This window comes from Halomicrobium katesii DSM 19301 (assembly GCF_000379085.1).
In the GTDB taxonomy this organism is placed as follows: Archaea; Halobacteriota; Halobacteria; order Halobacteriales; family Haloarculaceae; genus Halomicrobium; species Halomicrobium katesii.
The window spans coordinates 1,466,153-1,485,819 of the sequence record NZ_KB905378.1 but is presented as its reverse complement, the minus strand read 5'-3'; the positions used below and the strand labels follow the sequence as shown (position 1 = coordinate 1,485,819).

Annotated in this window: 21 protein-coding genes; 10 read left to right on the top strand and 11 right to left on the bottom strand. The window is 65.0% G+C overall.

What is annotated here, in order from left to right:
• The first annotated feature begins 3 nt into the window (after positions 1 to 3).
• The 4 genes from thrC (at position 4) to HALKA_RS0107945 (ending at position 3,413) form a co-directional block, all read left to right on the top strand.
• On the top strand, positions 4 to 1,383 hold the full coding sequence (thrC, locus tag HALKA_RS0107960) for a threonine synthase (RefSeq protein ID WP_018257483.1): 1,380 nt from the start codon (positions 4 to 6) through the stop codon (positions 1,381 to 1,383).
• A 131-nt stretch (positions 1,384 to 1,514) separates the two neighbouring features.
• Complete coding sequence (locus tag HALKA_RS0107955) at positions 1,515 to 2,342, top strand: SDR family oxidoreductase (RefSeq protein ID WP_018257482.1); 828 nt, start codon at positions 1,515 to 1,517, stop codon at positions 2,340 to 2,342.
• Positions 2,339 to 3,085, top strand: a complete 747-nt coding sequence (locus HALKA_RS0107950; protein ID WP_018257481.1) for an acetoacetate decarboxylase family protein — start codon at positions 2,339 to 2,341, stop codon at positions 3,083 to 3,085. The genes HALKA_RS0107955 and HALKA_RS0107950 overlap by 4 nt, the downstream gene beginning before the upstream one ends.
• Positions 3,086 to 3,161: 76 nt before the next feature.
• Complete coding sequence (locus tag HALKA_RS0107945; protein WP_018257480.1) at positions 3,162 to 3,413, top strand: hypothetical protein; 252 nt, start codon at positions 3,162 to 3,164, stop codon at positions 3,411 to 3,413.
• A 301-nt stretch (positions 3,414 to 3,714) separates the two neighbouring features.
• Here HALKA_RS0107945 and HALKA_RS20325 read toward each other — a convergent pair whose 3' ends face one another.
• From HALKA_RS20325 to HALKA_RS21345, 3 genes are all read right to left on the bottom strand, one after another.
• Positions 3,715 to 4,245 (bottom strand): hypothetical protein, encoded by a 531-nt coding sequence (locus HALKA_RS20325; RefSeq protein ID WP_080505807.1) that lies wholly within the window; start codon positions 4,243 to 4,245, stop codon positions 3,715 to 3,717.
• A gap of 170 nt (positions 4,246 to 4,415) precedes the next feature.
• Positions 4,416 to 6,005, bottom strand: coding sequence for a phosphoglycerate dehydrogenase (gene serA, locus HALKA_RS0107940; RefSeq protein ID WP_018257479.1), 1,590 nt, complete (start codon positions 6,003 to 6,005; stop codon positions 4,416 to 4,418).
• Positions 6,006 to 6,186: 181 nt separating this feature from the next.
• The gene (locus tag HALKA_RS21345) at positions 6,187 to 6,354 is read right to left on the bottom strand and encodes a DUF7556 family protein (RefSeq protein WP_015761773.1); all 168 of its coding nucleotides are present in this window, start codon (positions 6,352 to 6,354) and stop codon (positions 6,187 to 6,189) included.
• Positions 6,355 to 6,597: 243 nt separating this feature from the next.
• Here HALKA_RS21345 and HALKA_RS0107930 point away from each other — a divergent pair, with 243 nt between their 5' ends.
• From HALKA_RS0107930 to HALKA_RS0107920, 3 genes are read left to right on the top strand one after another with little or no spacing between them, the layout of a single operon-like run.
• Positions 6,598 to 7,443, top strand: a complete 846-nt coding sequence (locus HALKA_RS0107930) for a CBS domain-containing protein (RefSeq protein WP_018257478.1) — start codon at positions 6,598 to 6,600, stop codon at positions 7,441 to 7,443.
• Positions 7,440 to 9,209 (top strand): glycine--tRNA ligase, encoded by a 1,770-nt coding sequence (gene glyS, locus HALKA_RS0107925; RefSeq protein ID WP_018257477.1) that lies wholly within the window; start codon positions 7,440 to 7,442, stop codon positions 9,207 to 9,209. Before HALKA_RS0107930 ends, glyS begins: the two co-directional genes overlap by 4 nt.
• Positions 9,210 to 9,782: a hypothetical protein gene (locus tag HALKA_RS0107920; protein ID WP_018257476.1), complete on the top strand. Its 573-nt coding sequence runs from the start codon at positions 9,210 to 9,212 to the stop codon at positions 9,780 to 9,782.
• 5 nt (positions 9,783 to 9,787) lie between these two features.
• Here the strand turns inward: HALKA_RS0107920 and HALKA_RS0107915 are convergent, their stop codons facing one another.
• The 3 genes from HALKA_RS0107915 to HALKA_RS20885 all read right to left on the bottom strand — a co-directional run bounded on the left by HALKA_RS0107915 (position 9,788) and on the right by HALKA_RS20885 (position 12,400).
• The gene (locus HALKA_RS0107915) at positions 9,788 to 10,999 is read right to left on the bottom strand and encodes a cation:proton antiporter (protein ID WP_018257475.1); all 1,212 of its coding nucleotides are present in this window, start codon (positions 10,997 to 10,999) and stop codon (positions 9,788 to 9,790) included.
• Positions 11,000 to 11,488, bottom strand: a complete 489-nt coding sequence (locus tag HALKA_RS0107910) for a cation:proton antiporter regulatory subunit (RefSeq protein WP_018257474.1) — start codon at positions 11,486 to 11,488, stop codon at positions 11,000 to 11,002. It abuts the gene before it with no gap.
• Positions 11,489 to 11,881: 393 nt separating this feature from the next.
• Complete coding sequence (locus HALKA_RS20885) at positions 11,882 to 12,400, bottom strand: hypothetical protein (protein WP_155119380.1); 519 nt, start codon at positions 12,398 to 12,400, stop codon at positions 11,882 to 11,884.
• A gap of 233 nt (positions 12,401 to 12,633) precedes the next feature.
• Between HALKA_RS20885 and HALKA_RS0107905 the strand changes: the two genes are divergently transcribed.
• Positions 12,634 to 15,189, top strand: coding sequence for a DEAD/DEAH box helicase (locus HALKA_RS0107905; protein ID WP_018257473.1), 2,556 nt, complete (start codon positions 12,634 to 12,636; stop codon positions 15,187 to 15,189).
• A gap of 193 nt (positions 15,190 to 15,382) precedes the next feature.
• The gene (locus HALKA_RS0107900; RefSeq protein ID WP_018257472.1) at positions 15,383 to 15,952 is read left to right on the top strand and encodes a redoxin domain-containing protein; all 570 of its coding nucleotides are present in this window, start codon (positions 15,383 to 15,385) and stop codon (positions 15,950 to 15,952) included.
• Positions 15,953 to 16,009: 57 nt separating this feature from the next.
• On the opposite strand, the gene HALKA_RS0107895 is transcribed toward HALKA_RS0107900, so the two are convergent.
• Positions 16,010 to 16,798 carry an Sjogren's syndrome/scleroderma autoantigen 1 family protein gene (locus tag HALKA_RS0107895; RefSeq protein ID WP_018257471.1) on the bottom strand — a complete coding sequence of 263 codons (789 nt, stop codon included), beginning with the start codon at positions 16,796 to 16,798 and terminating at the stop codon, positions 16,010 to 16,012.
• A gap of 131 nt (positions 16,799 to 16,929) precedes the next feature.
• On the opposite strand from HALKA_RS0107895, the gene mdh reads away from it, so the two are divergent.
• Entirely contained in the window at positions 16,930 to 17,844 is a 915-nt protein-coding gene (gene mdh / locus HALKA_RS0107890) for a malate dehydrogenase (RefSeq protein ID WP_018257470.1), read from the top strand.
• A gap of 93 nt (positions 17,845 to 17,937) precedes the next feature.
• Here mdh and HALKA_RS0107885 read toward each other — a convergent pair whose 3' ends face one another.
• From HALKA_RS0107885 to HALKA_RS0107870, 4 genes are all read right to left on the bottom strand, one after another.
• On the bottom strand, positions 17,938 to 18,354 hold the full coding sequence (locus tag HALKA_RS0107885) for a hypothetical protein (protein WP_018257469.1): 417 nt from the start codon (positions 18,352 to 18,354) through the stop codon (positions 17,938 to 17,940).
• Positions 18,355 to 18,485: 131 nt separating this feature from the next.
• A complete protein-coding gene (locus HALKA_RS21340; protein ID WP_018257468.1) occupies positions 18,486 to 18,623 on the bottom strand; it encodes a hypothetical protein in 138 nt (45 codons plus the stop codon).
• A 162-nt stretch (positions 18,624 to 18,785) separates the two neighbouring features.
• Complete coding sequence (locus HALKA_RS21880) at positions 18,786 to 19,043, bottom strand: hypothetical protein (protein ID WP_245545361.1); 258 nt, start codon at positions 19,041 to 19,043, stop codon at positions 18,786 to 18,788.
• A gap of 166 nt (positions 19,044 to 19,209) precedes the next feature.
• Positions 19,210 to 19,629, bottom strand: a complete 420-nt coding sequence (locus HALKA_RS0107870) for a hypothetical protein (RefSeq protein WP_018257466.1) — start codon at positions 19,627 to 19,629, stop codon at positions 19,210 to 19,212.
• Positions 19,630 to 19,667 lie beyond the last annotated feature (38 nt).

Genomic DNA, 19,667 nt, shown 5'->3' with positions numbered 1-19,667 from the left:
ACAATGGCCGATCTACAGTTGACCGACGAGACGCCGGGGGTCGCCGACGACGGCGTCTGGCTGACGTGCATCGAGTGTGGGGAGACGTTCGCGCCGTTCGCAGCGGTCAGGTACACCTGCGACGAGTGTGACGGACTGCTGGAAGTTCGCTACGAGGACCTGCCGACGTTCGACGACTTCGACGGCGAGGGCGTCTGGCGCTACAGCGACGCACTGCCCTTCGAGGAGGGCGTGACGCTGCCGGAGGGACACACGCCGCTGCACCGGGTGCCCCGCCTGGAAGCGGAGGTCGGTGTCGACGCCCTGCGGATCAAACACGAGGGGATGAATCCCACGGGGTCGTTCAAGGACCGCGGGATGACCGTCGGCGTCCGCGTGGCCCAGGCCGTCGGCGTCGACCGACTCGCCTGTGCGTCGACGGGCAACACCTCCGCGGCGCTCGCGGCCTACGGCGCTCGCGCGGACCTTGAGACGCTCGTTCTCCTGCCGGCCGGCAAGGTCGCCGCCGGGAAGGTCGCACAGGCCTCGCTCCACGGCGCACGGATCCTCGAAGTCGACGGCAACTTCGACAGCTGTCTGGACATCGTCCAGGAGCTCGCGGGCCGGGGCGAGGCGTACCTCCTGAACTCGCTGAACCCCTTCCGGCTGGAGGGCCAGAAGACCATCGGCCTGGAGATCATGGAGCAGTTCGCCGCCGACTACGACGACTACCCCGACCGGATCGTGCTGCCGGTCGGTAACGCCGGCAACACCGCAGCGCTGTACAAGTGCTTCCGCGAACTCGTCGCGGCCGGCGCGATCGAGGAGTCGGACGTACCGAAGATCACCGGCGTCCAGGCCGAAGGGTCCGCGCCGATGGTCGAGGCCATCGAGGAGGGCAACGACGAAGTCCGACGCTGGGAGGAGGTCGAGACCATCGCAACCGCCATCCGCATCGGCAACCCCGTCAACGCGCCCAAGGCGCTGCCGGGCATCCGCGAGACCGGCGGCACCGCGGTCGCGGTCAGCGACGAGGAGATCACCGACGCCCAGCGCTCACTGGCCGGCGAGGGCGTCGGCGTCGAGCCGGCCTCCGCGGCCAGCGTCGCCGGCCTCCGGAAGCTCCGAGCCCAGGGCGAGATCGGCAGCGACGAGCGGGTCGTCTGCCTGACGACCGGCCACCTGCTGAAAGACCCCGATGCCGCCGCCGAGGCAGGGGCCGATCCAGAGCCGGTGCCCAACGACACCGACGCCATCCTAGAGCACATCGACGAGGGGTCGTCGGTCGTCGACGCGGTCGGTCGAGCGGCGTCGAAGGCCGTCTCGGGCTCGAAAGTACCGCTGCTGGTCGGGGCCGGTCTCGGCGTCGCGTACCTCTATCGAAAGCTTCGCTCGACAGAGTGACAGCCGGCAGTGTGAGTCCGGTGGGGTTCCCCGGCAGCCGGCCACTGTGAGAGCGATACCGCGGCCGTTCGAGCGGGTCGGAGAGGAACCGTCTTGGGACCGGCGGTCGAACGGACAGAGAGACGCCACTGATGCCCACCGTATTACTGACCGGCGCGGCCTCCGGGATCGGCCGCGCCACGGCTGAGTCGTTTCTCGACAACGGCTGGACCGTCTACGCGACGGATATCGACGCCGATGGCCTCGACGAACTGGCCCGCGAGGGGTGTCACACAGAAGTGCTCGACGTGACCGACGACGCGGCCGTCGAGGCGGTCGTCGAGCGGGTCGAGACCGACAGCGGTGGGATCGACTGCCTCGTCAACAACGCCGGCTACGGTCAGATGGGGCCCGTCGAGGACGTCCCGATCGATCGGATGCGTGCGCAGTTCGACGTGAACTACTGGGGCGCGATCCGGTGTACGAAGGCGGTGCTCGCTGGAATGCGCGAGCGCGGTGGCGGAACCGTCGTCACGGTCGCGAGCGTCATGGGACAGGTCGCCTCGCCCGGGTGGGGTGCCTACGCGGGCTCGAAGCACGCACTGGAGGGGACGAGCGACGCGCTCCGGGTCGAGGTGGCCACTGAGGGAATCGACGTGGTCCTCGTCGAGCCCGCGTGGGTGCGAACCGGCTTCGCCGACCGCGTCCACGACCGGCTCGCCGGCTTCGATCGGACGGGCTGCTACGAACGGATCTACGAGTCCCTCGAAGGCAACGGCGTCGTCGGGGGCGGTCCGCTGTCTGTCACCCCCGACCGGGTCGCGAATCGGATCGTCGCGGCCGCCGAGAGCTCCGATCCGGTGGCCAGATACACCGTCGGATTGGGGGCGCGGGCGATCGTCCTCTCGGGGCTCCTGCCCGACGCGGTTCGGGACTACATCCAGCGGCTGCTGATCCGACGGTTTTCCGAGGGGAGATGAATCTCGACGCGACCGAGCCCACGGAGACGGTGACGCTCTCGACCGGGCACGCGGTCGAGGTGCCACTGCCGCTGTCGGCCCGGATCACGGGAGCCGTCTTCTCGGCACCCCTCGGGCAGATCACGGCCCTGCTTCCGGACCGACTCCGCCCGCTCCGGGTGACCCCGCGCCGCGGTGGAGTGACGATTCTGTCGGTGTCGTACGACCGTATCGGCGAGGACGTGATGGCACCCTACGACGAGGTGAGCGTCCAGATTCCCGCCGTCGAGCGGTCGGCGAGGACGGTGCCGGTCCTCACCGGCCAGGCCCGTACCACGAGCGGGTTCGTCTGGGCGATGCCGGTAACGACCGAGGCGTCGGTGGCACTCGGCCGCGAGGTGTGGGGCTATCCCAAGCGGGTAGCCGACATCGAGATCGACGCCGGAGCGTCGCAAACGGACACGACGGTCGACATCGACGGCCAGCGACTCCTCGATTTGAGCGTCGAGCGGCCGCCACAGGTCCCGTTTGGGCTGTCGGGGTACACCTACACCGAACGCGACGGAACGCTCCTGCGCGAGGCGACGGCGATCCGCGGGCGGGTCGGCGGCTGGCTCTACAGCGAGGCAGCCACGCTCGAACTGGGCGAGCACCCCCTGGCCGAGCGCCTCGCGGCGGTCGACCTCGGAACCACGGCGGTCCAGCGGCTGGCCGCAGACTGTCAGTTCACTATCTCTCCACCGCGACACCTCGCCGACGAGTGACGGCGAATACCGGCGAACGCAGTGGCTGACGCCCGTCCGACGGGGCTTTTTTGCCGTGGGAATTATCCAGACGCTCATGTCATCGGACGGTCCACCGACCGGGAGCGACACCCCGGCAGTCGGACTCGAACGGTCGGGCTCCGTCGGAACGGTCCACCAGCTCGAACGGCGGCTGCTCCGTGAGCGGATCGAACACCTGGAGGCGAAGCTGGCGCGTGAACGGCGACAGCGCCAGCAGATCGTCGAGCAGTACGAGCGGCTACTGGACGAGGAACGGCGGAGAGCGGAAGGCGAGAGCGGCGAGGGGCTGTTCGAGAAGCTGTTGTGAGGGTCCAAGGTGTTATAGAACGATTGGCATACCTATCTTCTAACCACCCGAATCGTTCAATACAGGGCGAGGAGTTGCCGCTGCGGGTGAGTCACAAGCGTGGCATCCGCGAGCGACCAATGATACGGAAAGTTGTAGTTGCTTACCGGTGAGCGTCGCCACGGAGTAGACGCTCACCGGTAAATTCCTACAACCGTCCGTATGAGAGAGAGAGCAGCCTTTTTTATCAAAGTTTTGCGCGAGCGGTTCGCCCCAGGCGAACCCGACGTGGAAAAAGTTTGCACACGTAGTGCCGTTCAGTTCAGTTGGACGTGTTGACGACGTTTACATGCACATAACCTGCGAGACAACCAATCGGAATAGTCACCCACCATGTGAGAACGAACGCGGTAGCAAGGAGGCCGTAGGAGAATGTAATGGCGCTAATTGGATCTGCTCCGGTCAATGAAAGCGCGGACATGGCCGTCAGTAATGCCCCGAAGAGTACAGTTGCAACAAGATATGTTGCTATGCTCCCTAACCCGCCGCCAACGATGCCGATTGGTGTAGAATACGATGGTAGCAATCGCCAACTAATGACGCCGACAAGGAATGCAGCTGGGACGACAAAGGGAAGCGCGAGAAAAAAAAATACCATCCCAAATGCTCCTTCGATACCGGCTGTGAATATTTCTATGGCACTGATTACTGCTCCGTATAGGAGCGTTGCAATGACCGCAGCGGCTGCGGCTGCATATCCCGCACCGATATCGTTCTTCTCTGCGTGGGGGAGACGCCCGGGACCATACCGCTTACAGACAGTGTGGAGGGTGCGGATTTGCGAGGACTGCATACTGAAATATTGCAGTTAATTCATGATAAGAGTTGGGAGGTATCTGTATTTTGGCTGTCTATCACACAAACAGTACTGAAAAGTTTGCACACTGACTGAGAAGGCAATTCATTCTGTACAGTTCTGAAATCAATCACCTTGTGAACTGTTTTATGACACTCTGAGGGGCGCTATTCGCCGTTGTCCAGCGAGATGTACTTCGTCTCGATGATCCGCTCGTCGCCGTTGAGTCGGTCGAGCACGTCGCTCGTCGGCGGCTCGTCGAGGTTGTACACCGACAGGGCTTCGCCGCCGATGACCTCGCGGCCGTTGAACATCCCGGCGATGTTGATGTCGGACTCGCCCAGCACGGTGCCGATGAAGCCGATCGTCCCCGGTTCGTCGCGGTTGCGAGCGACGAGCATGTGACCGTGGGGGACGGCGTCGACGCGGTGGTCGTCGATCCGGACGATCCGCGGGTCTTCGCCGGCAAACTGGGTCCCGCAGACGCTGACGCTGTCTTCGCCGTCGCCGACGGTCACCGTCACCAGACTCTGGAAGTCCTCGGACTGGCGAGTCTTGGACTCGGTCACGTCGATACCGCGGTTCTCGGCGATCTGGGGGGCGTTGACCGCGTTGACCTGCAGCTCCGACGGTGCGAACACGCCTTTCAGCGCGCTGGCGGTGACCAGTTCCACGTCCTGGTCCGCGATGTCACCGGCGTAGGTGACTTCGACGCTGCCCATCTGGCCGTCGAACAGCTGGACGGCGATCTTGCCGGCCGTGTCGGCCAGTTCGATGTAGGGGCGGATCTGCGGGAAGATGCTCTCGTCGATCGACGGCGCGTTCAGCGCATTGATCACCGGCTCGTCGTTGAACGCGGCGACGATCTGGTCGGCCGTCGAGGTGGCGACGTTCTCCTGTGCGGCCTCGGTGGAGGCCCCGAGGTGGGGCGTGACGATGATGTCTTCGACATCCAGCAGCGGGCTGTCGTCTGGCAGCGGCTCCTCGGCGAACACGTCGACGGCAGCGCCTTTGAGGATGCCGTCCTCGACGGCCTCTGCGAGCGCCGGCTCGTCGATGATCCCGCCGCGGGCGCAGTTGACGACGTAGCCGTCTTCGAGCTGTGCGAGCTCCTCCTCGCCGATCATGTTCTCGGTCTCGGGGGTCAGCGGCGTGTGGATCGTGAGGAAGTCGGCGGCGGCGAGACACTCGTCGAGTTCGTCGACGAGTTCCGCGCCGAACTGGTCCGCTCGCTCCTGGCTGATGTAGGGATCGAAGGTGACGATGTCCATCCCGAGACTGCCCAGTCGCTTGGCGACCTCCTGGCCGACGCGGCCGAAGCCGACGACGCCCAGCGTCTTGTGGTTGACCTCGGTGCCGAGATAGTCGCCTTTCGCCCACTCGCCGCCGGTGAGCCGTTCGTGGGCCTGCGGGATCGAACGCGCCGTCGCGAAGGCCATCGCCACGGAGTGTTCGGCCGCGGCCCGGACGTTGCCTTCCGGGGCGTTGGCGACGATGACGCCGTGTTCGGTCGCGGCGTCGATGTCGATGTTGTCGACGCCGATACCGGCCCGGCCGACGATGACCAGGTCCGGTGCCGCCGACAGCACCTCGTCGGTCACTTCGGTGCCGGATCGGACGATCAGTGCGTTGGCGTCGGCGACGGCCTCTAACAGCGCGTCGCCCTCGACGTCGTACGCCGTCTCGACTTCGTGGCCCGCTTCGCGGAGCCGTTCGAGACCCGCGTCTGCGATGGGGTCTGTCACGAGTACCTTCATACCCTCTCGATTCGCGCCGTCGGGGATAACGTTTGTTTTCTCACCGCGACGCAGATGACACAATAGACACACCACCGTCTCCCCCTCGAATTCGCTCGCTGCGCTCGCGGACTACTCACACGGAAAGAGATACTGGTGAGCGAAGTGATCGAAAAGCCGTCGGTACCGCGAACTGCGTCGTCTACCGCCAGGCGGGCAGCGAGGCGGCGTCTTCGAGATCGAGCGTGAGGTAGGCGTCGTCGGTCGTTACGTCCGCGATGATGTACGTGTCCGTCTGGCCGTGTTCGACGGAACCCATGACTTCTGCGTCCGCTGCCACCTCCGCTTTGGCGACCGTGTCCGGCTCCATGCATGACAATATGTAACAATCACATATAAACGTGCCGAAACCGACGGACGAAGCCGGGAATATGGTTAGTAAGCGAACAACAAAAGCGGCGATAGTGTCCGCTTCTAGATCTGGGAGGCGTCGAAGGCCGTAGTGAGTGGTTATATTTCATTTTCCGCGTGTGCGTGTTGGGGGTCGGTGGGAGTCGCCGTCCGGAGAAGCCGAAGGGCAGGACTTAGTACGTGGGACGGGACAAGGGATAGTATGAACGTCGCAGACGCCATGACGCCGCGCTCGGACGTCGTCACCGTCGAGATTCCGGGCACTCGTGACGACGTACTCGAGTACCTCCAGGAACGCTCTTTCTCCTCCGTACCGGTCATCAAGCAGACCGACGACGGCGAGGCGTTCCGCGGAATCGTCTCCCGTGACGCCCTGATCAACAACCCCGACGAGGACCAGCTCGCGCTCCTGACCGAGGAGGTTCCCACCGTCACCGCCGACGCCAGTATCCAGGCCGTCGCGGCCCTGATGGTCGAAGAGCGAGCCCGCCGGATCCCCGTCGTCGACGGTCGCCTCGAAGGGATCATCACCGTCACGGACGTGATCCGGGCCATCGCCACCGGCGACGTCGACGGTGCGACCAGCGTGGACGAGCTGGCCCGCCGAGACGTGAACTGCGTCTACGCGGGGACGCCGCTGACGGTCGCCGAACGCGAACTCGACTACGCGGAGGTCCCCTACGGCGTCGTGCTGGGCGACGAGGGAGAGATGTGTGGCATGCTCACCGAGGTCGACATCATCGACGTGGCCCGCGTGGTCGAAGGCGAGGCCGAGACGGGCGAGAACATGGCCAGTGACGACGACGACTGGAAGTGGGAGAGCGTCAAGGCCGTCGGGAGCCGCTACATGCCCACCCGCAACGTCGAGATCCCACACGAGCCCGTCCGAGCGTTCATGACCGAAGACGTGCTGACGGTCAGCAAGCGCGAGACGGCCAGAGACGCCGCACAGCTGATGATCGACGCCGAGATCGAGCAGATCCCGCTGGTCTCGGGCGACGACCTCGTGGGCATCGTCCGCGACATGGATCTGCTGGAGGGCCTATGAGCGACGGCGGCGACCTCGTCGAGCTGGCCAAGCGCAGGGGCTTTTTCCTGCAGTCGGCCGGCGCGTACGGCGGCGTCTCTGGGTTCTACACCTTCGGCCCCTCCGGGGCCGCGCTCAAACAGAACATCGAGGACACCTGGCGCGACCGCTTTGCGATCCAGGAGGGCAACATGGAGGTCGACGCCCCGACCGTGATGCCAGAGCCCGTCTTCGAGGCCTCGGGCCACCTCGACGGCTTCGACGACATGCTCGTGGAGTGCCCGGAGTGTGCCGAGAGCCACCGGGCCGACCACATCGTCGAGGACAACACCGACATCGAGGAGGCCGAGTCGATCCCGGTCGCCGAGGTCGAGGAGCTGATCGCCGAGTACGAACTCGTCTGTCCGACCTGTGGCACCGGGCTGGCCGGCCAGGCCATCGAGGACTTCAACCTCATGTTCGAGACGAACATCGGTCCCGGCTCCGCCGATCCGGGCTACCTCCGGCCGGAGACCGCCCAGGGCATCTTCATCGAGTTCCCACAGCTGGCCGAGTACGCCCGCAACCAGCTTCCCTTCGGCGTCACACAGATCGGCCGGGCCTACCGCAACGAGATCAGCCCGCGCAAGTCCCTGCTGCGAGTCCGGGAGTTCACCCAGGCCGAGCTCGAACTGTTCGTCGATCCCGAAGAAGACGAGCCCGACCTCGCCGCGGTCACGGACGTGACCGCTCCCTTCTACCCCGCACGCGAGCAGGAGGCCGCGGACGGCCAGCCCTACGAGGCCACGATCCGCGAGGTCGTCGACGACGGCGTCGTCGGCAAGCCCTGGATCGCCTACTACCTCGGCGTCGCCAAGCAGTGGTACGAGTCGATCGGCGTCGACATGGACCGCTTTCGCTTCCGCCAGCACCTCTCGGGCGAGCGAGCCCACTACGCCGCGGACTGCTGGGACGCCGAAGCGGAGGTCGACGGCGACTGGATCGAACTGGGCGGCTTCGCCTACCGCTCGGACTACGACCTCTCGAAACACGACAGCTACTCCGACGAGGAGTTCACCGTCTTCAAGCAGTACGACGAGCCGGTCACCGTCGAGCGAGCGACGGTCGACCCGGACATGAGCTACCTCGGACCGGAGTTTGGCGGCTCGGCCGGCGCGGTCGCCGACGCCCTCGAAGCGCTCGCCGAGCGCGATCCCGACGCCTTCGACGGATCGGAGGTCGTCGTCGAGGTCGACGGCGAGTCACACGCGGTCCCCGTCGAGAAGACCGACTTCGGCGTCGAGGAAGTCACCGAGTCGGGCGAACACATCACGCCCCACGTCGTCGAGCCCTCGCTGGGCATCGACCGGGCGCTGTACACGGCGCTGGATCACTCCTATCGCGAGGACGAGGTCGACGGCGAGGAACGCACCTATCTGGCACTGCCACAGGAGGTCGCGCCGACGACCGTCGGCGTCTTCCCGCTGATGGACCGAGACGGCATGGGCGAGTACGCCCGCGACCTCGTCGAGGAGCTGCGCGCGGCCGGCCTCGCAGTGACCTACGACGATTCGGGCGCGATCGGCCGACGCTACCGCCGCCAGGACGAGGTCGGCACGCCGTTCTGTGTCACCGTCGACTACGCGACGCTCGGGGAGGCCCGCGACGACGAGGGCGAACCGGCAGCGCCAGACACCGTCACGGTCCGCGAGCGAGATACGACGGCACAGAAACGCGTTCCGGTCGCCGATCTCCCCGAGACGCTGAGGGCGCTCCGGGACGGCGAGCGCACCTTCGACGACCTGTAGATGGCCGACGAGATCGCCAGGCGACTCGTCCACGCGAGCGGGACCGGGCTGCCGGCACTGCACCTGCTGGAACTGACGGACTGGCGGACCGTCCAGTACCTGCTGGTGGTGGGCGCGGCGGTCGGGCTCGCACTGGAGGTGATCCGCCTGGTGGTCGGCCTCGACTGGGCCATCTACGACCGGCTCACTCGCGAGTACGAGCAGGACAACCTCGCCGGCTACGCGCTCTATCTCGTCAGCGCCGCCGCCGTCGGTCTGCTCGCACCCGAACACGTCGCGATCCCGGCGATCCTGATGCTGACGATCGGCGACCCGATCAGCGGACTGCTGGGCTCGGGGAGCCTGACCAAAGAGACCTACGTCCTGCTGGCGATGTTCGGCGTCTGTACCGGGATCGCCTCGTTTTTCGTCCACTGGGTGCCCGCGGTGCTCGGCGGCCTGGCCGCGACCGCGGCCGACGGCCTCAAGCCCGTCGTCGCGGGGTACGTCCTCGACGACAATCTGACGATTCCACCGGCGGCGGCCGTCGCGATGGTCGCCGGGATGGAGCTGATGGCGACCCTCTCGCTGTAGTCGGCCTACCGATCCAGCAACGGAACGAGCCGGCCGGTGATGACGTCGGCGTACTGGACCAGGACCGTCCCGAGGACGCTCATGACGAGCACGTAGCCCACGGCGAAGGCCGTGACGACCGGTGCGAAATCGGCGAGGGCGTCGTTCCCCGAACCGGCCGCGCTGACCACCAGCGCGGCGATGATCAGCGAGAACTCGCCGCGAGAGATCAGCGCCAGCCCGGTCCGCAGCGACCGGGTCGGCGAGAGCCCGTAGATCCGACCCGAGATCGCGCCGCTTGTGAGTTTCGTCACCGTCGTCGTGACCACGGCGACGGCCAGCAGTCCCGCGACGCCAGCAAGCAGCGTCACGTCCGTCTGTAACCCGATCGAGAAGAAGAAAAACGCCGCAAAGAGGTCCCGAGCGGGTGCGATCACGTGTTCGATGCGCTCGGTATGGCTCGTCTGGCTGAACGCCGTCCCGACGAAGAAGGCGGCGACGGCCTCGCTCACGCCGATCGAGAGCGCTACACCGGCGATCAGCGTCGCGGTCCCGACCACCGACAGGAGGAACAGCTCGTCGGAGGGGAGATCGAACGTCGCCTCGACGAATCGGGTCGCGTACCACGCCACGAGAGCGAGCCCCCCCAGGAAGGCGAAGGCGACGCCCACGTCGACGACGGCCCCGGAGAGCCCGCCGGTCCCGGTGACGAGCGCCGCGACGACCGCCAGATACACCGCGATCAGGATGTCTTCGAAGACGAGCGTCCCCAGCACCGGATCGGCTTCGGGGTTCGCGATCCATCCCTGCTCGATCAGGGTCTTCGTGACGATCGCACTCGAAGAGATGTAGACGATTCCCGCGAGCAGGACCGTCTCCAGTGGCGTCCGGCCGAACGAGAGACCGATCACGATCCCCATCCCGAAGTTCAGCACGAAGTCGACGACTCCGGCACTGGCGATCCGGCGGCGGTCGTCCAGCAACTGACCGACGCTGAACTCCAGCCCGAGGAAAAAGAGCAGCACGACGACCCCCAGCTCGGCGGCCAGTTCGACGAACTCTCCGTAGCCGACGATCTGGAGCGAGAGCCCAGCCACCTCTGTCGGCGGGTTCGGACCGACGAGAATGCCGACGAGGATGTACGCGGGGATCACCGACAGCGAAAGTCGGTTGGCAGCGATACCGGCAAGCGCGAGTGCGACGAGTGCGACGCCGAGTTCGACGAGCAGTGCCGCCATCTATGCGTCCAGCAGTTCCTCGAACTCGTGCTGTTGCTCGCGGGTGCCGAGCACGACGAGCGTGTCGCCCGCACGCACCGTCTCGGTCGCTTCGGGGTTCGCGATCGTCTCCTCCCCGCGCTGGATCGCCACGACCGAGACACCGATCGCCTCTCGGAGGTTCGACTCCGCGAGCGTCTCGCCCACGATCGGAGGCCCCTCGTCGAGATCGGCGATATCGTACCACTCGATCAGCGAATCACCCAGCGGGACCTGGACCTCGTCGAGGTCGACCGGCTGGAAGTGTGCCCCTTCGAGGATCGAGCCGAACTGCCGGGCCTGCTTGTCCGACAGCGAGAACAGCCGCTCGCTGTCGGCGTCCGGATCGGGCCGACGGTACACGTCCCGCTTACCGTCGTGGTGGATGATGACGACGAGGCGCGCGTCACCCTCCAGTTCGAACTCGAACTTGTGGCCGACCCCCGGCACCTCGGCCTCGTAGATAGTCATGGGTCGAGATTCGCTCGTCGGGTCCTTAATTGTGTGCGTAGTCCACTTTCACCGCGGTACGCGAACGCTTAAACAGATTCCCGGCCAGAGCCCGGACAGATGGCCCAGTCCGACGCCGACGGCGGCCGACGAGACGCCGGTGTGCCGTCGAATTCGAGTTCGAACACATGGGGTACCGCCACCTCGTATAATCGTCATGCGAGAACCGTCGCCCGAGACGCACATCACGGTTGGACGGCGAACTCCGAGGGAGACGCAAGACCCCGCCAGATACCTCGGTCACGTTCAGAACTCACGTTATCGTCCGGCGATCTCGACAATCGTGATCGCGGTCCAGGTCCCGCTGGGCGTGCCAAACGCCACATTGCGATGATCGAGCGGAATGCTGTCCCGCTATGCGTCTTCGACAGACGATTCTGCTATCGTAATCGTTCCGTTTTCTGCGACTCTCAGACCGAGAGTGATGATCCCCGGATTTGATCGGTCGCCAACGTATATTTCGTCTTGATACCGATGGCTGCCAGCAGGAAGACAGGGCAGGTCACTACCGTGGGTGTACACGTCGTACACCTCTGGGACAGATTCTCCCGAATCGAGTGTCCGTCCCCAGACCTCGGAACGGACGTACCGGTCTCCGTTTCTCGGGAAGCGATGACACCCGTCGTCGGTTTCGACCGGAGTGGCCCACGGACCGATAGACGTTCTCGGATCCAGGATCAGCTGATTAGACCACTCGAAACGTGATGAGTCAGACTCCGGCGTATACAGCAGGGTGGGGCCGAATATCACTTCAACGGCTTCAGATGCCGTATTCGTCAGCGTCGCTTCGATACTAGCAGGAGAATCGCTCGTCGATTGGCTGGCTACCTCGGCTGAAAAGTCTATCACCGTCGGGTCGTATTCCACGCTCATTTCAGATTTTGTCTGGCTGTGCCGCTCCCGAGTTTGCTGAGAGTCGCCAGTACACCCTGAAAACAAACCTGTCAGCGCCATACCGACGGACGTAAGCAGATTCCTTCTACTATGAGACATACTTCACCCTCCGAACGCGCTTATTTTCATACTGTATATTCTTTACAGTGGCCGCACCACTTTCACCGCGGTACGCGAACGCTTAAACAGATTCCCGGCCAAAACCCGGACAGATGGCCCAGTCCGACGCCGATCCGGGGAGCACCGACGGCCACGTCGATCACCCGCTGGTGACGCCGGGACTACTCGAACAGCGGCGCTACCAGCGCGAGCTGGCCGATACGGCGCTGGCCGACCACACGCTGGTCTGTCTCCCGACCGGCCTGGGCAAGACGACGGTCTCCTTGCTCGTGACCGCCGAACGGATACAGGACGCGCAGTGGAAGTCCCTCCTGCTCGCGCCGACGAAGCCGCTCGTCCAGCAACACGCCGAGTTCTACCGGGAGGCCCTGCAGGTGCCCGACGACGAGATCGTCGTGTTCACCGGCGAGGTCCGGCCAGCCAAGCGGTCGGACCTCTGGGAAGACGCCCGCGTCGTCATCGCGACGCCACAGGTCGTCGAGAACGACCTCGTGGGCAATCGCATCTCGCTGTCGAACGTGACCCACTGTACCTTCGACGAGTGTCACCGCGCGACCGGCGACTACGCCTACAACTACATCGCCGAGCGCTACCACGAGGACGCGGATGACGCGCTCGTGACGGCGATGTCGGCCTCGCCCGGCGGCGACGAGGAGGAGATCCTCACGGTGTGTGAGAACCTCGGCCTGCGTGAGGTGGCGGTGATGACCGAGGACGACGCCGACGTGGCCGAACACACCCACGACACCGAGGTCGAGTGGAAGCGCATCGAGTTGCCCGAGACCGTCATCGAGATCCGGGACGCGATCAACGAGGTCGTCAGCGACCGGCTCGCACAGCTCAAAGAGCTGGGCGTCACCTCGACCACCCAGCCCGACGTGTCCGAGCGCGAGATCCAGAAGATCCAGGGGAAGCTGTCCGAGCTGATGGACAACGACCAGAGCGAGGGGTACAGCGGGATGAGCCTGCTCGCCGAGGTCCGAAAGCTCCGCACGGCCGTCACCTACGCCGAGACCCAGAGCGTCGAGGCGCTGCGTCGGTACTTCGAGCGCCAGAAGGAGGCCGCCCGCTCGTCGGGAGCCTCCAAGGCCGACCAGCGACTCGTCTCGGACCCGACGGTGATGGAAGCCATGCGGAAAGCCGAGAACTTCACCGACCTCCACCCGAAGTTCCGCCGGACCAGAATGTTGCTGGCCGAGACGCTGGGCATCGAGAACGGCGAGCGCGTCATCGTCTTCACCGAGTCCCGAGACACCGCCGAGACGCTGACCGACTTCCTCTCCGACCACTTCGAGACCGAGAAGTTCGTCGGCCAGAGCGACACCGACGGCAGCGAGGGGATGACACAGACCCAGCAACAGGAGACGCTCGACCGGTTCCGCGCCGGGGAGTTCGAGGTGCTGGTCTCGACCAGCGTCGCCGAGGAGGGACTGGACGTGCCCGAAGTGGATCTCGTGTTGTTCTACGAGCCCGTGCCGACGGCGATCCGCTCGATCCAGCGTAAAGGACGGACCGGCCGCCAGACCGAGGGTCGCGTCGTCGTCCTGCTGGCCGAGGACACCCGCGACGAGGCGTACTTCTGGAAGTCCCGACAGGACGAGCAACGCATGGAGGACGAACTCCGCACGCTGAAGGGCGTCGCCGGCCAGCTAGAGTCGAAACTGGGGGGTGGGCAGACTGGCGTCGGTGAGTTCGACGACGGCCAGACCGGCGACGAGCGGGATGGAGAACCCGGAGGAGACGGTCTCGACGGGGACGAACCCACCGCTTCGAGTGGAAACGACGGCGGTCCGTCCGACGCCGAGCGCCAGCCCTCGAAAGCGTCGAACACGGGCGAACGATCCGAAGCCGACGGCCAGACGGCCGACGGTGACGGACAGGCCGGTCTCGACGCCTTCGCCGACGACGGCGCGACGAGAGCAGACGAAGATGAGATAGTCGGCGTTCCAGACGAAACGAAGGGGTCGACGCCGGAGCCACACGCCGACGGCGACGAAACCGTCGCGATCGTCGCCGACCAGCGAGAACTCGACTCGACGATCGCACGTGATCTCTCGACCCGCGAGGGCGTCCAGACGGAACTGGAGACGCTGGCGGTCGGGGACTACGTGCTCTCGGATCGAGTCGTGGTCGAGCGCAAGACCGTCAGCGACTTCCTCGATACGCTGACCGGCGGCGACCGCTCGATGTTCGAGCAGGTCGGCGACGCGACGCGCCACTACGCCCGCCCCGTCGTCGTGATCGAGGGCGGCGACCTCTACGGCGAACGCAACGTCCACCACAAGGCGATTCAGGGGGCGCTGGCCTCGCTCTCGGTCGACTTCGGCGCGAGCGTCCTCCAGACGGCCGACGAAGAGGAGACCGCGGACCTGCTGGAGACCGTCGCTCGCCGCGAGCAAGAAGAGTCCGACCGCGAGGTCAGCGTCCACGGCGAGAAACAGGCCAAGACGCTGGGCGAGCAACAGGAGTACGTCGTCGCGTCGGTGGCGGAAGTCGGCCCCGTGACCGCGCGGGCGATGCTGGAGCACTTCGGGAGCGTCGAGGCCGTCATGACGGCCGGCGAGGACGACCTGATGGACGTCGACGGCGTCGGCGAGGTGACAGCCGAGCGGTTCCGGGACGTGGTGGGGAGCGAGTTCGAGCAGTGATTCGCCCAGCGAGCGTGTTCGTGCGCGAGCAGCGGATCACTGCGAGAGAGGACTGATTCGCCCAGCGAGCGTGTTCGTGTACGCGCAACACGACGAACGGAGGGCTCGGACCACCGCGTCATTTCGGCTGAGGTATACGTGAGTTAGGCTTATTATCGTCTGGTCTGGAGTTGGACGCGGGGGTCACGAGAGCGTGAGCAAGTGTCGCGTCGGACGAGACGAATCGATCGTATTTACACTACCCGATGCGAGCGTCGGCGGAGAGAAGCGCCGTTCCGAGACGTTGGCACGCGAACACGAGCGGGTCCTCGTCGTCCTGTTGCGAAGTCACTACTGTCCACTGAGTCGCGAGATCGTCCAGTCGCTCCGGGACGAGTACGGGTCGTTCGCGTCTCGGTCGACAGCCGTCGTGGCGGTGTTGCCCGACAGCGTCGAGCGGGGAGCGGTGTGGCAGCGACGCTACGAGTTGCCGTTTTCCGTCCTGGCCGATCCCGGCGAGTCGGAGTCGGGAGACGACGAAGCGGCTTCGAGTTCGCCGTCGTTCGGAACGTTCGAGCCCTACGCTGACTATCTCCAGTCGCTCCCCGGCGGTGCGCTGTTCCGGACCGACGGCGACGAACTCAGGCTGATCGAGACCGTCGGTACCGACGGTCGACAGTCGTTTCCGTCGATCGAGGAGCTACTGAGCGAGATCGAGTCCCACGACCGGGGCGAGACCGGGCAGCGGGTCGGGCCGCGAGCGGACACCTACGGCCGTCACTGACGCACCTGCGGTCGTCACTGACACGCCGACGGCGTCGTCGACGTGTGAATTCGGTACTCAGTACCGGGTCGCGTCGAGCGTCTCGGCCGCCTCGCGAGCGGCTTCGAGGTACTCGCGGGCCTGTCGCGGGCTGTCGGCGTCGCGAGCGCGCTGGGCGTACTGTTCGACGGTCTGGACGAGGAGCCCGCGTGCGGTCTGCAGTTGCTCGTCGACCGAGTCGGGAGCCGCCGAACGAGGGTCGTCGGCGGCTCCGCCGGAGCGGCCAGCCGGCTGCGTGCCCGTCGCGGCCGGATCGACCGACGGTGCGTTCCGCGGGTCGGCGGACTCTTCGGGTGCCGGCCCGGTGGCATCGTGTCGACCGTCGACCGGAGCGTCGCGCTGGTTCTGGCCAGCTCCGGCACTCGACGGTCTACCGCCAGTCGGTTGCCGGCTGTCGGCTTCGGACGCACGTGGTGGCTGCTGGCTGCCCGCCTCCGATCCTCCCGGCTGTTGGCCGGCGCTGTCAGCGGCTTGCTGCCGGCTGCCCGCTTCGGACGCTGACTGCTGGTCGTCGGCGTCGCCGAACTGGACTGTCGCGTCGTCGCTCGGCGTCGTCACCTCGATGTTGTCGCCGGTGTCGTCGCCCGCGTCGTCGCCGCGGTCGACCGGCTGCTGGCAGGTGGGACAGAACTCCTGCCCGTCGTACCGGAAGATGGGATCGCCGCAGTTGTTGCAGTGGGCGTTGGTCATCGTCGCGCCTTTCAACAGGAGGTCGCTCATCTGCTCGGTGGCCTCGCGATCGGACTGTGCGTCGCCGTACTTCTCGCGGAGCTTCTCGCGTTCGGCCTCTTTGTCGAAGTCGCTCATACCCGTAGGGAGGCCACCGAGGAGAAAAGGGCTTGTGGGAACCACTCGACGCGACCGATCGACCACGGCGATGAATGGTCGACGCGTGTCCGACACGCTTTTCGTCCAGCCATTCGGTGGTACTAGGTGTCATGACAAAGGTAAGCGTGGTCGGCGCAGCCGGAACGGTCGGTGCCGCAGCAGGGTACAACATCGCGTTGCGCGACATCGCGGACGAGCTCGTCTACGTCGACATCCCGGATCAAGAAGACGTGACGATCGGGCAGGCCGCCGACACCAACCACGGGGTCGCCTACGACTCGAACACGACGATTCGACAGGGCACCTACGAGGACACCGCCGGCTCCGACGTGGTCGTCATCACGGCGGGCATCCCTCGCCAGCCCGGTCAGACCCGGATCGATCTCGCCGGGGACAACGCGCCGATCATGGACGACATCGGCTCGTCGCTGGCCGAGCACAACGACGACTTCGTGACGATCACCACCTCGAATCCGGTGGACCTGCTCAACCGTCACCTCTACGAGACCGGCGATCGCGCCCGCGAGACGGTGATCGGCTTCGGCGGTCGGCTGGACTCCGCGCGCTTTCGCTACGTGCTCGCCGAACGCTTCGACACGGAGGTTCAGAACGTCGAGGCGACGATCCTCGGCGAGCACGGGGACGCACAGGTGCCGGTCTTCTCGAAGGTCCGCATCGACGGCGAGGACCCCGATTTCTCGGAGGACGAGCGCGAGGAAATTCTGGGCGAACTGCAGGAGAGTGCGATGGACGTCATCGAGCGCAAAGGCGCGACCGAGTGGGGGCCGGCGACCGGCGTGGCCCACATGGTCGAGGCCGTCCTGCGCGACACGGGTGAAGTACTCCCCGGTTCGGTCGTCCTCGACGGCGAGTTCGGCCACGAGGGCACCGCTTTCGGCGTCCCGGTCAAACTCGGCTCCGACGGCGTCGAGGAAGTCGTCGAGTGGGACCTGGACGACTACGAGCAGGATCTGATGGCCGAGGCGAGCGAGAAACTGGCCGAACAGTACGACAAGATCGGATAACGGCGTCGTCCGGTCGTCTCGGCGGTGTCTCGTTCTGTGAACAGTGACCGAGTAGTCGGCGTCGACCAGGTGATCGACCGCGATGGTGATACGTCACTGGCCGGCCATGGGTGACCCAGTCACAGACCGGAGCACGTATTCGGCGACACCGAGAGCGGTCATCAATCCGAGTGCGGCCAACAGACTGAACAGATTCCGCACGTACGAGACCCCGGGAGACAGCCGGTCAGGTTGGACGATGCTGAACGAGAGAATCACGATGACGACGACGGGTGCCACGAGGGAATACTTCGTCCACAGATAGCCGACGAGAGCCGCAATTTCGACGAGGAAGAGGATATGTAGCAGCGACAGTACACTCATTCCGAGCGGTGAGGCGACGAACGTCGCAACCGGGTCTCGCGTCGCCTGGGCCGTCATCACGATGCCTCCGACGGTCCCGTACGAGAGGCCGAAACGGAGTGCCGATCTCGTATGACTGGAATCCAGCCTGGAGAGAGAGACGGTCACGACGGAAGTATTTCGTCTTGTAAGTCAAAAATATATCTCTGAGAATGTAGAATTGAGCCAGACAGTATTTGTTGTCCGTTCAAATGTTGGTACGGCAGGGAGAGGAGCCACATGGGAAGCGCCAGTGAGGATCACTCCGCGTGATCACCGCGGTACTCCGACTCCGACGGGAGCCACGTACCCGATTCGTCATCGAGCAGTTCTTCCGAAACATCCTCGCCGAGGAGCGACGCCCACTCCTCGAGGTGTGAGCTATCAGGCTGGAGCATGGTCTCAGCGGGTACAACTCTGTCGGAATATATAATGATTGTGCCGGTCGCCGAGAACTGGGAAGCCGTCAGCGCGGTGACTCAGTGACGCTCCCCCGTAACGTGCGTTGGCGGCGGCCCTCGGAGCGCGACGACACACCTCCGTAGTACGGCCGGTTCGTCCTACAGGAGCGGATCGTGAGAGACGTACGGGACCTGATCGCGGACGAGGTACTCCCCGAAGCCGACGACGACGAGCGCGCCGAGGACGTACGCGTGGACGATCGGACTGGAGTAGAGACCGATAAATGGCTCCATGCTCCCGCGGTCGACGAACGCGGCCCAGGACAGGAACCCACTGAGGAGGAGCGGTGACAGGAGTCGGTACCGAACCAGCAGGTACGCGGGAACAGCGCCCAGCGCGAAATGTCCGAGCCACACTAACGGCGTCGTGATAACCAGTAACAGTCCCCCGTCTGAGAAATCCAGCGGATCGATTTGCCATCGCGCGTAGAGGAGGAAAGCGACATTCGCGATACCGAATACCGTGCTCAGGATGACGTACGAATCGATGTGGAATGTATCTCTCATAGTTTAGTCGTTCGTCCTACAGTATCGGGTCGTGAGAGACGTACGGGACCTGATCGCGGACGAGGTACTCCCCGAAGCCGACGACGACGAGCACGCCGAGGCTGTACGCGTGGACGATCGGGTTCGAGTACAGTACGATGAACGGTTCCATACTCCCGCGGTCGACAAACGCGTACCACGTCAGGAACCCGCTGATCGGTAACGGTGACACGATCCGATAGCGCACCAGCAGGTACCCGGGCACTGCTCCCAGGAGGAACGGGCCGAGAAACACGATCGGTGCCGTGAGGACGAGGACGACGCCTCCATCAGAGAACATCTGCGGGTCGATGTTCCAGTGTGCGTAGAGGAGGAACGCGACGTTAACCGCACCGAGGAATCCACCGACAATTGTGTACTTGTTCACCTGCAGTGTTTCTTCAAAAACCCCGCCCATTTTCTCACTCATACATTAGTTTTAATATTTATTTGATT

Excerpts from the sequence above, each read along its gene's own strand:
- thrC (WP_018257483.1), top strand. The coding sequence starts at position 4 with ATGGCCGATCTACAGTTGACCGACGAGACGCCGGGGGTCGCCGACGAC.
- HALKA_RS0107955 (WP_018257482.1), top strand. The coding sequence starts at position 1,515 with ATGCCCACCGTATTACTGACCGGCGCGGCCTCCGGGATCGGCCGCGCC.
- HALKA_RS0107950 (WP_018257481.1), top strand. The coding sequence starts at position 2,339 with ATGAATCTCGACGCGACCGAGCCCACGGAGACGGTGACGCTCTCGACC.
- HALKA_RS0107945 (WP_018257480.1), top strand. The coding sequence starts at position 3,162 with ATGTCATCGGACGGTCCACCGACCGGGAGCGACACCCCGGCAGTCGGA.
- HALKA_RS20325 (WP_080505807.1), bottom strand. The coding sequence starts at position 4,245 with ATGCAGTCCTCGCAAATCCGCACCCTCCACACTGTCTGTAAGCGGTAT.
- serA (WP_018257479.1), bottom strand. The coding sequence starts at position 6,005 with ATGAAGGTACTCGTGACAGACCCCATCGCAGACGCGGGTCTCGAACGG.
- HALKA_RS21345 (WP_015761773.1), bottom strand. The coding sequence starts at position 6,354 with ATGGAGCCGGACACGGTCGCCAAAGCGGAGGTGGCAGCGGACGCAGAA.
- HALKA_RS0107930 (WP_018257478.1), top strand. The coding sequence starts at position 6,598 with ATGAACGTCGCAGACGCCATGACGCCGCGCTCGGACGTCGTCACCGTC.
- glyS (WP_018257477.1), top strand. The coding sequence starts at position 7,440 with ATGAGCGACGGCGGCGACCTCGTCGAGCTGGCCAAGCGCAGGGGCTTT.
- HALKA_RS0107920 (WP_018257476.1), top strand. The coding sequence starts at position 9,210 with ATGGCCGACGAGATCGCCAGGCGACTCGTCCACGCGAGCGGGACCGGG.
- HALKA_RS0107915 (WP_018257475.1), bottom strand. The coding sequence starts at position 10,999 with ATGGCGGCACTGCTCGTCGAACTCGGCGTCGCACTCGTCGCACTCGCG.
- HALKA_RS0107910 (WP_018257474.1), bottom strand. The coding sequence starts at position 11,488 with ATGACTATCTACGAGGCCGAGGTGCCGGGGGTCGGCCACAAGTTCGAG.
- HALKA_RS20885 (WP_155119380.1), bottom strand. The coding sequence starts at position 12,400 with ATGAGCGTGGAATACGACCCGACGGTGATAGACTTTTCAGCCGAGGTA.
- HALKA_RS0107905 (WP_018257473.1), top strand. The coding sequence starts at position 12,634 with ATGGCCCAGTCCGACGCCGATCCGGGGAGCACCGACGGCCACGTCGAT.
- HALKA_RS0107895 (WP_018257471.1), bottom strand. The coding sequence starts at position 16,798 with ATGAGCGACTTCGACAAAGAGGCCGAACGCGAGAAGCTCCGCGAGAAG.
- mdh (WP_018257470.1), top strand. The coding sequence starts at position 16,930 with ATGACAAAGGTAAGCGTGGTCGGCGCAGCCGGAACGGTCGGTGCCGCA.
- HALKA_RS21340 (WP_018257468.1), bottom strand. The coding sequence starts at position 18,623 with ATGCTCCAGCCTGATAGCTCACACCTCGAGGAGTGGGCGTCGCTCCTC.
- HALKA_RS0107870 (WP_018257466.1), bottom strand. The coding sequence starts at position 19,629 with ATGGGCGGGGTTTTTGAAGAAACACTGCAGGTGAACAAGTACACAATT.